At 69.2% G+C, this 11138-nt stretch carries 9 protein-coding genes; 6 read left to right on the top strand and 3 right to left on the bottom strand.

The window, feature by feature from the left end:
• The 3 genes from AAG801_RS35970 to AAG801_RS35960 all read left to right on the top strand — a co-directional run.
• The coding region (locus tag AAG801_RS35970) for an efflux transporter outer membrane subunit (protein WP_341892724.1) at nucleotides 1-1125 on the top strand (1125 nt) is incomplete at its 5' end.
• Nucleotides 1122-2294 carry an efflux RND transporter periplasmic adaptor subunit gene (locus AAG801_RS35965; protein WP_341892723.1) on the top strand — a complete coding sequence of 391 codons (1173 nt, stop codon included), beginning with the start codon at nucleotides 1122-1124 and terminating at the stop codon, nucleotides 2292-2294. The genes AAG801_RS35970 and AAG801_RS35965, both read left to right, overlap by 4 nt.
• Nucleotides 2295-2314: 20 nt before the next feature.
• The gene (locus AAG801_RS35960) at nucleotides 2315-5425 is read left to right on the top strand and encodes an efflux RND transporter permease subunit (RefSeq protein WP_341892722.1); all 3111 of its coding nucleotides are present in this window, start codon (nucleotides 2315-2317) and stop codon (nucleotides 5423-5425) included.
• 77 nt (nucleotides 5426-5502) lie between these two features.
• Here AAG801_RS35960 and AAG801_RS35955 read toward each other — a convergent pair whose 3' ends face one another.
• From AAG801_RS35955 to AAG801_RS35945, 3 genes are all read right to left on the bottom strand, one after another.
• A complete protein-coding gene (locus AAG801_RS35955; RefSeq protein ID WP_341892721.1) occupies nucleotides 5503-7026 on the bottom strand; it encodes a tripartite tricarboxylate transporter permease in 1524 nt (507 codons plus the stop codon).
• A gap of 13 nt (nucleotides 7027-7039) precedes the next feature.
• Nucleotides 7040-7591: a tripartite tricarboxylate transporter TctB family protein gene (locus tag AAG801_RS35950; RefSeq protein WP_101492905.1), complete on the bottom strand. Its 552-nt coding sequence runs from the start codon at nucleotides 7589-7591 to the stop codon at nucleotides 7040-7042.
• Between the two features lie 140 nt (nucleotides 7592-7731).
• The gene (locus tag AAG801_RS35945; RefSeq protein WP_341892720.1) at nucleotides 7732-8691 is read right to left on the bottom strand and encodes a tripartite tricarboxylate transporter substrate-binding protein; all 960 of its coding nucleotides are present in this window, start codon (nucleotides 8689-8691) and stop codon (nucleotides 7732-7734) included.
• 152 nt (nucleotides 8692-8843) lie between these two features.
• On the opposite strand from AAG801_RS35945, the gene AAG801_RS35940 reads away from it, so the two are divergent.
• From AAG801_RS35940 to AAG801_RS35930, 3 genes are all read left to right on the top strand, one after another.
• Nucleotides 8844-9527, top strand: a complete 684-nt coding sequence (locus AAG801_RS35940; protein ID WP_341892719.1) for a response regulator transcription factor — start codon at nucleotides 8844-8846, stop codon at nucleotides 9525-9527.
• Nucleotides 9528-9535: 8 nt separating this feature from the next.
• A complete protein-coding gene (locus AAG801_RS35935; protein WP_341892718.1) occupies nucleotides 9536-10960 on the top strand; it encodes a sensor histidine kinase in 1425 nt (474 codons plus the stop codon).
• Nucleotides 10961-10979: 19 nt separating this feature from the next.
• Nucleotides 10980-11138, top strand: a 159-nt coding sequence (locus AAG801_RS35930; RefSeq protein WP_341892725.1) for a S4 domain-containing protein, incomplete at its 3' end; no start/stop codon positions are given.

Below are 11138 nucleotides of genomic sequence, written 5' to 3'. Positions count from 1 at the left end.
AGCAGCAGCAGCAGCAGCACCGCCATCGCGCCGGTCACCACGCTGCAGGCCGGCCTGCAATCGAAGTGGGAGATCGACCTGTTCGGCCGCCTGCGCGCCGACCGCGACGCGGCCCAGCAGAAGCTCGACAGCGCCACCGCCAAGTGGCACGACGCCCGCGTCGCCGTGGCGGCTGAAACGGCCAATGCTTACTTCGCCGAGCGCGCCTGCCAGCTGCAATTGACCGTGTCCGAATCGGATGCGAAATCGCGCGGCGAAACGGCGCGGCTCACCGACCTGTCGGCGCGCGCCGGCTTTACCGCACCGGCCGATGCTGCGCTGGCGCGTGCCAGCGCCTCCGACGCCTCCGGCCGCCTCACGCAACAGCGTGCCCTGTGCGCGGTGCAGCGCAAGGCGCTGGTGGCGCTCAGCGGCCTCGACGAACCCACGCTCGTGCAGAAGCTCGCGGCCTCGCCGACGCAGCGTGCGCTGCCGGTGGTCGGTGCCATCGCCAGCGTGCCGGCGCAGGCGCTGTCGCAGCGGCCCGACGTGTACGCGGCCGAACTCGGCGTGGCCTCGGCCAGCGCCGAGGTGGGTTCGGCCGAGGCCGAGCGATACCCCAAGCTCACGCTCTCGGGCTCGATCGGCCGCATGCAGATCCGCACCAGCGGTTTCCGCGAATCGCTCGACACCTGGACGGTCGGGCCGCTCTCGCTCACCGTGCCGCTGCTCGACGGCGGCGCGCGCGTGGCCAACTCCGAGGCCGCCAAGGCGCGCTACACCGAGGCCGTGTCGCTCTACCGCGCCAGCGTGCGCCAGGCGGTGCGCGAGGTGGAAGAAGCACTGGTGAACCTCGACGCCACCACGGCGCGCAGCACCGACGCCGACAGCGCCGTGAAGAACTACCAGGCCTCGTTCGACGCCACCCAGGCCCGCTTCAGCAGCGGCCTGGCCAGCCTGTTCGAACTCGAAGATTCGCGGCGCACGCTGTTCGCCGCGCAGACCGCGCGCGTCTCGCTGCAGCGCGAGAGCACCGAAGCCTGGGTTTCGCTGTACCGCTCGATGGGCGGCGGCTGGAGCCGTCCCGCCGAAGCATCGTCCCCAATGACCTCTACCCCGACCGCCAAGGTCGCGACGTCGCCATGAAAACAATGAAGCGTTCCACCCTTGTCATCGCGCTGCTGGCGCTGATCGTCGTCGTTGCCGCAGGCCTGTGGCTCACCCGCAAGCCGGCCGACGACAAGGCTGCGCCTGCGGCAAAAGGCCCCGCCCAGCGGCCGGCCTTGACCGTCTCGGTCGCCAAACCCGAGGCCACCGAGCTGACCGTCACGCTGGCCGCCAACGGCAACGTGGCGGCCTGGCAGGAGGCCGTGATCGGTTCCGAGTCGAACGGCCTGAAGCTGGCCGAGGTGCGCGTCAACGTCGGCGACACCGTGAAGAAGGGCCAGGTGCTCGCGGTGTTCTCGCCCGAGACGGTGCAGGCCGACATCGCACAGGCCCGCGCCTCGCTGGCCGAGGCCCGCGCCTCGGCCGCCGATGCCGCCGGCAACGCCGCGCGCGCCCGCACGCTGCAGGCCACGGGCGCGCTGAGCCAGCAGCAGATCAACCAGTACCAGACCACCGAACAGACCGCCAAGGCGCGCGCCGAAGCGGCCGAGGCCGTGCTGGCCGCCCAGCAGGTGCGCGGTCGCAACACGCAGGTGCTGGCGCCGGACGACGGCGTGATCTCCGCGCGCACCGCCACGGTCGGCAGCGTGGTGGCCGCCGGCACCGAGCTGTTCCGACTGATCCGCCAGGGCCGGCTCGAATGGCGCGCCGAAGTCACCTCGGCCGAGCTGGGCCGCATCGCCGTGGGCACGCCGGCCTTCGTGGTCAGCGCCAGCGGCGCGCAGGTGAAGGGCACCGTGCGCAGCATCGCGCCCACGGTCGATCCGCAGACGCGCGCGGCGCTGGTCTATGTCGACCTGCCCAACGTGCAGCAGAACACCGGCGTGAAGGCCGGCATGTTCGCGCGCGGCGACTTCGAGCTGGGCCGCAGTTCCGCGCCGACCGTGCCGCAAAGCGCGATCGTGCCGCGCGACGGCTTCAACAACGTCTTCACGCTGCTGCCCGACGGCCGCGTGGCGCAGCTGAAGGTGCAGACCGGCCGCCGCCTGAAGGACCGCGTGGAGATCACCAGCGCACTGCCCGAGGGTGTGCAGATCGTGGTGCAGGGCGCGGGCTTCCTCAACGACGGCGACCTGGTGCGCGTGGTGGACGCCACGCCCACGGCGACGCCAGCGAAGACGGCGGCATCTGCCCCGTCTCCTAAATAAGCAAGCACAAAGGACACGCCATGAACGTTTCCGCCTGGTCCATACGCAACCCCATTCCGGCGGTGATGCTGTTCGTGCTGCTCACCTTCGGGGGGCTGCTGTCGTTCAACGCCATGAAGGTGCAGAACTTCCCGGACATCGACCTGCCGACCGTCACCGTCTCGACCTCGCTGCCCGGCGCCGCGCCCTCGCAGCTCGAAACCGACGTCGCGCGCAAGCTCGAGAACTCCATCGCCACCATCCAGGGCCTGAAGCACATCACGACCAAGGTGCAGGACGGTGCTGCCACGCTGATCGTGGAGTTCCGCCTCGAGAAGCCCGTGCAGGAAGCCGTCGACGACGTGCGCTCGGCCGTGCAGAAGGTGCGCGCCGACCTGCCCGCCGACGTGCGCGACCCGGTCGTCACCAAGCTCGACTTCGCGGCCCAGCCGGTGCTGGCCTTCACCATCGCGTCGTCGCGCATGGACGGCGAGGCGCTGAGCTGGTTCGTCGACAACGACATCACCAAGAAGCTGCTCGCGCTGCCCGGCGTGGGCGCGGTGAACCGCGTGGGCGGCGTCACGCGCCAGGTGCACATCGACCTCGACCCGAGCAAGCTGCAGGCACTGGGCGCCTCGGCCGCCGACATCTCGCGCCAGCTGCGCCAGGTGCAGACCGAAAGCGCGGGCGGGCGCATCGACCTGGGCGGCAGCGAACAGCCGGTGCGCACCATGGCCACCGTGCAGTCGGCCGACCAGCTCGCCGACATGCAGATCGCGCTGAGCGACGGCCGCCGCATCCGCCTGGACCAGGTGGCGCGCATCAGCGACACCATCGCCGAACCCCGCGCCGCCGCGCTGCTCAACGGCAAGCCGGTGGTGGGCTTCGAGGTGGCCCGCAGCCGCGGCGCCAGCGAGGTGGAAGTGGGCCGCGCCATTCAGAAAGCGCTGGCCGACCTGCGCGTGCAGCACCCCGACATCGAGCTGACCGAGGCCTTCAACTTCGTCGACCCGGTGGAAGAAGAGTACGACGGCTCGCTGCACCTGCTGTACGAGGGCGCCATCCTCGCGGTGATCGTGGTGTGGCTCTTCCTGCGCGACTGGCGCGCCACCTTCGTCTCGGCGGTGGCGCTGCCGATGTCGGTGATTCCGGCCTTCATCGGCATGCACCTGCTGGGCTTCTCGGTCAACGTGATCTCGCTGCTCGCGCTCTCGCTGGTGGTCGGCATATTGGTGGACGACGCCATCGTGGAGGTCGAGAACATCGTGCGCCACCTGCGCATGGGCAAGTCGCCCTACCAGGCGGCCATGGAGGCGGCGGATGAAATCGGCCTGGCCGTGATCGCCACCACCTTCACGCTCATTGCGGTGTTCCTGCCCACGGCCTTCATGAGCGGCGTGGCCGGCAAGTTCTTCAAGCAGTTCGGCTGGACCGCGTCGCTCGCGGTGTTCGCCTCGCTGGTGGTGGCGCGGGTGCTCACGCCGATGATGGCGGCCTACATCATGAAGCCCATCCTCACGCAGGAGAAGGAGCCGGGCTGGCTGCGCTGGTACATGCGCGCCGTGGAGTGGAGCACCCACCACCGCTTCAAGACGATGGTGATGGCCACCCTCTTCTTCTTCGGCTCGCTGGCGATGATTCCGCTGCTCAAGACCGGCTTCATTCCGGCCGACGACAACTCGCAGACGCAGGTCTACCTGTCCCTGCCGCCGGGCTCCACGCTGGCGCAGACCACGGCCGCGGCCGAGGAAACGCGCCGCCGCGTGATGCAGATCAATCACGTGAAGAGCGTCTACACCACGGTGGCGGGCGGCAGCGCGGGCGGCGACCCGTTCGCGAACTTCGGCACGCCCGAGACGCGCAAGGCCACGCTGACGATCCAGCTCGACCCGCGCGGCGACCGGCCGCGCAAGCAGTTGATCGAGAAAGAGATCCGCACCGCGCTCGAAACCCTGCCCGGTGTGCGCAGCACCGTGGGCCTGGGCGGCTCGGGCGAGAAGTACATCCTGGTGCTCACGGGCGAAGACCCGGCGGCGCTGTCGGCTGCCGCGGGCGCGGTCGAGAAAGACCTGCGCACCATTCCCGGCCTGGGCAACATCACCTCGACCGCGAGCCTGATCCGCCCCGAGATCGCCGTGCGTCCCGACTTCGCGCGCGCCGCCGACCTCGGCGTGACCAGCTCGGCCATCGCCGAAACCTTGCGCGTGGCCACGCTGGGCGACTACGACCAGGCGCTGGCCAAGCTCAACCTCGCGCAGCGGCAGGTACCGATCGTGGTGAAGCTCGAAGACTCGGCGCGACAAGACCTCGACCTGATCGGGCGCCTGTCGGTGCCGGGCGCGCGCGGCCCCGTCATGCTGAGCCAGGTGGCCTCGCTCACGATGGAAGGCGGCCCGGCCGTCATCGACCGCTACGACCGCTCGCGCAACGTCAACTTCGAGATCGAACTCTCGGGCGTGGGCCTGGGCGACGCCAAGACCGCCGTCGAGGCCCTGCCCTCGATCCAGAAGCTGCCGCCCGGCGTGCGCATCGCCGAGGTGGGCGACGCCGAAGTGATGACCGAGCTGTTCGCCAGCTTCGGCCTGGCGATGCTCACGGGCGTGCTGTGCATCTACATCGTGCTGGTGCTGCTGTTCAAGGACTTCCTGCACCCGGTGACCATCCTGTGCGCGCTGCCGCTCGCACTGGGTGGCGCCTTCGTGGGCTTGCTGATCGGGCAGAAGGCGCTGTCGATGCCGTCGCTGATCGGCCTGATCATGCTGATGGGCATTGCCACGAAGAACTCGATTCTGCTGGTCGAGTACGCCATCGTGGCGCGCCGCGACCACGGCATGAGCCGCTGGGACGCGCTGCGCGACGCCTGCCACAAGCGCGCGCGGCCCATCATCATGACCACGCTCGCCATGGGCGCCGGCATGCTGCCGATTGCCGTCGGCTTCGGCACCGCCGACTCGAGCTTCCGCTCCCCGATGGCGATGGCGGTGATCGGCGGGCTCATCACCTCCACGGTGCTGAGTTTGCTGGTGGTGCCGGCGGTGTTCACCTACGTGGACGACATCGAGCACTGGATACGGCGCACCGTGCGCAAGCTGCGCGGGCAGCCGGCCGATCCGCACATCGACGACGACCTGGTCGAGGCACCGCAGCGCTGAACTGAGCGACCAAAAAAAATGCCGCGGGCGCCAATCGCCCGCGGCATGTGAATCAGAAAAAGGGGCTGTCTGTCGCGTCAGGCGTCCAGCTGCGCCAATCGCTTCAGCTTGCGTTCGCTCATGCGCTTGGCCAGGCGCGGCAGCACCAGCACGGCGACGATGACGACGATCACGACGATCGACTCGGGGCGCTGGAAGAACACGACCGGGCTGCCCTGCCCCATGGCGATGGCGTTGCGCAGGTTGGCTTCGGCGAGCGGGCCGAGGATCATGCCGACCACCACGGGGGCGGTCGGGAAGTCGAAGCGCCGCATCACCACGCCGAGCAGGCCGATGCCGAACAACAGGAACAGGTCGAAGGTGTTCTGGCGCATGCCGTACGCACCCACGGTCGCGAAGATCAGGATGCCGGCGTACAGCTGCGGCTTCGGGATCTTGAGCAGCTTGACCCACAGGCCGACCATCGGCAGGTTGAGCACCAGCAGCATCAGGTTACCGATGTACAGCGAGGCGATGAGCGCCCAGACCAGTGCGGCCGACGTGGTGAAGAGCTGCGGGCCCGGCTGGATGCCGTAGTTCTGGAACGCGCCCAGCATGATGGCCGTGGTGTTCGACGTGGGAATGCCCAGCGTGAGCAGCGGGATCAGCGCGGCGGTCACGGTGGCGTTGTTGGCCGCTTCGGGGCCGGCCACGCCTTCGATGGCGCCAGTGGTGCCGAACTCGGCCTTGGCATCCTTGTCCTTGGCCAGCTTCTTCTCGGTCGCGTAGCTCAGGAAGGTCGGAATCTCGGTACCGCCGGCCGGAATGCAGCCGAAGGGCGTGCCGATGGCCGCACCGCGCAGCCACGCGGGAATCGAGCGCTTCCAGTCGCGCGCGGTCATGTGCACGCGGGTCAGCGTGTTCTGGCCCTCGACCACACGGCCTTCGTACAGCACGGCGTACAGCACCTCGGCCACAGCGAAGAGGCCCACCGCCACCAGCACGATCTCGATGCCGTCGAGCAGCTCGGGCATGTTGCCGGTGTAGCGGCCCTGGCCGGTGATCTGGTCCAGGCCCACGCAGCCCATGGCCAGGCCGACGAACAGCGCCGTCATGCCGCGCAGCGTGCTCTTGCCAAGCACCGCGCTCACGGTGGTGAAGGCCAGCAGCATCAGCAGGAAGTACTCGGGCGCCGCGAGGCGCACCGCGTAGTCGGCCACGAAGGGTGCGAACAGCGTGACGACCACGGTGGCAATGGTGCCGGCCACGAAGGAGCCGATGGCGGCGGTGGCAAGCGCAGCGCCCGCGCGGCCGCTCTTGGCCATCTTGTTGCCCTCCATCGCCGTGACCATGCTGGCGGTTTCACCGGGCGTGTTCAGCAGGATCGAGGTGGTCGAGCCGCCGTACATGGCGCCGTAGTAGATGCCCGAGAAGAAGATCATCGAGGCCGTGATGTCGACCTTGCCGGTGATCGGCAGCAGCATCGCCACCGCCACGGCGGGGCCGATGCCGGGCAGCACGCCCACGGCCGTGCCCAGGGCACAGCCGATGAGGCACCACAGCAGATTGATGGGGGTGATCGCGGCCGCGAAGCCGGTCATCAGTGCGTTGAAGATATCCATGACGTCGCTCCGCTCAGATCCAGCCGGTGCTGGTGAGACCCGGCAGGCTGATGGCCAGGAACTTGGTGAACATCCAGAAGACCGGCGCCGAGATCGCCAGGCCGGTCAGGAAGTCGGTGACCCAGGTGGCGGGCGCGTTGACCTTCGCCTGCCCGGCGGCGCGGCGCAGGCCTTGCACAGCCAGCAGGTAGCACAGCGTGCAGCTCAGGATGAAGCCGATGCTGGTGATGAGCGCTGCATTGAGCAGCAGACCCGCCGCCACCCAGACGAAGCCGGGCCAGTAGCCCTTGTCGGCACCCGACGGTGCGTCGAGTTCGCGGAAGCCGCCACTGAACGCTTCCCAGGTGATCCACGCGCCGCAGACCATCAGGACGATCGAGACCATCCACGGGAGAAAGTTGGGGCCGACGCCGCCGTAGCCGGCTTCGGAAGATATGTCGATGGCGCCGTAGGCCAGCGCAGCGCCGGTCAGCAGCACGCCGACGCCGACGAGGTATTGCGGCCAGGGGGCCGCGCCGGAGGTGGCCTCAGCAGCGTGAGAGACCGAGGATTCTGGAGTTGTCATTTTTTGCTCCCGCAGTCAGGGGAAAGAAGGCCCCTTCCAGAAACACCGCGGAACCGGCTTTGCCGGGCCGCTGGTGTTGCCCCCGGAAGGGGGTTGGCGCGCGCGACACGAAGTGCGCGCAGCCTGGGGGCGAACCAAACTCAGACCATGCCGGACTTGACCATGATGGCGCGCAGGGCGGCGAAGTCGTCGTCGACGAACTTGGCGAAGGCGTCGCCCGACAGCACGGCCGGCGTCCAGGCGTTCTTCTTGAGCGATTCGGCCCACGAGGCACTCTTGAGCGCGGCCAGCACCATCTCGGTCAGGGCCTTGCGCTGCTCGGCCGAGATGCCGGGCGCGCCGTACACGCCGCGCCAGTTGCCGATTTCGACGTCGATGCCTTGCTCCTTCAGCGTGGGCACGTTGATGCCCGGCAGGCGCTGGGCCGAGGTGACGGCGATGGCCTTCATCTTGCCGGCGGCGATGTACTCGGCGAACTCGCTGTAGCCGCTGCCGCCGATGGTGACGTTGCCGCCCAGAATGGCGGCGGTGGCTTCACCGCCTCCGCGGAAGGCCACGTAGTTGATCTTCGACGGATCGGCGCCGACCTTCTGGGCAATCATGGCTGCGGCGATGTGCTCGGTGGAGCCGCGCGAACCGCCGCCCCACTTGACGCTGCCCGGGTCCTTCTTGAGCTGCTCGACCACGTCCTTCATGGTCTTGAACGGCGAGTTCGACGGCAGCACGAACACGTTGTATTCGGTGGTCAGGCGCGCGATGGGCGTGGCCTGCGACAGGTTGACCGGCGGCTTGCCGGTGATGATGCCGCCCAGCATGACCGAGCCCATGACCATCAGCGCGTTGGCGTCGCCCTTGGAGCCGTTGACGAACTGGGCCAGGCCCAGTGCACCGGCGGCGCCGCCCTTGTTGTCGTAGGCGACGGTGTCGGCGGCCTTGGCATCGGTCAGGGCCTTGCCCAGCGCGCGACCGGTGGTGTCCCAGCCGCCGCCCGGGTTGGCGGGGATCATCATCTTGACGTTGGCGGCAGCGCGCGCCGACAGCGGCAAGGCGCCGGCAGCGGCCAGTGCGGCCAGGGACTTCAAAAAGGTATCGCGACGCATCGTTGGTGTCTCCTCAAAACTTGGGAACGGGTGGAACCTGACTTGGACCTGAGCCGCTATCATGCGCCGCCCCGCTGTCAGTTGGCTGTCCACCAGACTGGGGAAAACACCGAAGAAGCTCCCCCTCCGCCCCTCCCGATCCTGCGCCCCGTATGAAGCTGCTGCTCGTCGAAGACGACCCCTCGATGCAACTCACCCTGCAGCGCACGCTCGGGCGCCGGCACATCGACGTGCGCATCTGCGGCGACGGCGCACAGGCCCTCACGCAATGGCGCGCCATCGAGCCCGACGTGGTCGCCCTCGACCTGAGCCTGCCCAACGTCGACGGCCTGCAGGTGCTGGCGCAGGCGCGGGCCGAGGGCCTGCGCACGCCGGTGCTGCTGCTCACCGCGCGCGGCACGGTGGGCGACCGCATCATGGGCCTGAACGCCGGTGCGGACGACTACCTGCCCAAGCCCTTCGACCTGGACGAGCTCGAGGCCCGCATCCGCGCGCTGCGCCGGCGCAGCCAGAGCGCCGGGTCCGACGCGGCAACGATGAATCCGATGGAGGTCGGCAGCCTGCGCTTCGAGCCCGACAACGGCGCCATCTACCACCGCGCCGACCTGCTCGAGGTCACGCCGCGCGAGCTCGCCCTGCTCAAGGCACTGATGATGAAGCCCGGCCACGCCGTCACCAAGGAGCGCCTGTTCGAACTGGTGTTTCCGGGCGAAGCCAACGTGCAGTACGAAGCGATCGAGGTGGTCGTGTACCGCCTGCGCAAGAAGCTGGTCGGCACGGGCACGGTGCTGATGACGATGCGCGGCCTGGGCTACCTCTTGCGGGCCGAGAGTTGACGGCAGGCATGCGGCAGATGATGTCGTCCCTGCGCGCACGTCTGCTGCTCGGCATCCTCGTGCCGGTGGCGGTGTTCGTCGTGATCAACAGCGTGAGCCTGTACCGACAGAGCCTGGCCGCCGCCACCACGGCCTACGACCGCACGCTGCTGGCCTCGGCCAAGACCATCGGCGAGCAGCTCGACGTGGAAGGCTACGACGACATGGCGCGGCTGCGCGCGATCGTGCCCTACTCCGCGCTCGAGGCCTTCGAGGCCGACAACCGCAGCCGCCTGTTCTATCGCGTGTCGGCGCTCGACGGCGAGATGGTCTCGGGCTTTGCCGAACTGCCGTTCTGGCGCGGCCGCATCCCCGACCGCGGCGCCTATGCAGCGCTGGTCGATTTCTACGACGCGGAGTTTCGCGGCCAGCCGGTGCGCGTCGCCGTGATGCTGCAGCCGGTCGCCAGCGCGCGCGGCCGCGGCATGGCCGTGGTGCAGGTCGCCGAGACGCTGGAGCTGCGCGAGACCCTGGTGCGCAAGCTGCTGCTCGACATGCTCTGGCGCCAGCTGCTGCTGATGGGCGTGATCGCGCTCGTCACCGTGGTCGTCGTGCAGCGCGCCACGCGGCCGGTGCGCGAACTCGGCGAAGCCATCGAACGGCGCCCGGAAGACGACCTGTCGCCCATCGATGCGCCCGGCGCGCCCGCCGAGCTGCGCCCGCTCATCGACGCCACCACCGAGGTCATGGGCCGGCTGCAGCGCCTGCTCGACCACCAGAAGCGCTTCGTGCGCGACAGCGCCCACCAGCTGCGCACGCCGCTGGCGGTGCTCAAGGCGCAGGTGCAGTCGGCACGCCGGGGCGACGTCGCGCCCGAGCAGGCGCTGGTTGAAATCAGCCAGACCGTCGAACGCGCCACCGCGCTGGCCAACCAGATGCTGTCGCTCGCGAAGGTGGAGCAGCTGCGCCAGCAGCCCGAGTCAGCCGTGCTCGACCTGGGCGACGCGGTGCGCCACATCGCGCTCGATCTGTCGCCGCTCGTGGCCGACAAGGCACTCGACTTCGAACTGGCCGCCGACGACGCGGTGACGGTGCGCGCGCACCAGTGGATGCTGCAGGAGCTCACGCGCAACCTGCTGCACAACGCCATCAAGCACAGCCCCCTGGGCGCCCCGCTCTCGGTGCGCGTGCACGCCGAAGGCGACGAGGCCGTGCTCACCGTGCGCGACGACGGCCCGGGCATTTCGACCGAACTGCGCCAGCGCCTGTTCGCGCCGTTCGCGGCGGGCAACACCTCCAGCGGCTCGGGCCTGGGCCTGGCGATCTGCCGCGAGATCGTGCTCGCGCTGGGCGGGCGCATCAGCCTGGACAACCGCACCGCGCCCGGCGCCGGCGGTACCGTGATCGGGCTCGACGCCGTGGTGCGGCTGCCGCTGTCGCGCCACAATGGCTGACCTTTCTTTTCCGACCTTCATGGACCGTCTGCGCATCGACAAGTGGCTGTGGGCCGCGCGCTTCTACAAGACCCGCTCGCTGGCGGCCGACGAAATCGGCAAGAACCGCGTGCAGGTCAACGGCGACGTGGCGAAGGCCTCGCGCGCAGTGAAGGCGGGCGACACCGTCGCGCTGCGC

This window comes from Variovorax sp. YR752 (assembly GCF_943372545.1).
Note: the sequence above shows the minus strand (reverse complement) of the source record. Positions and strands in the feature narration are given on the sequence as shown.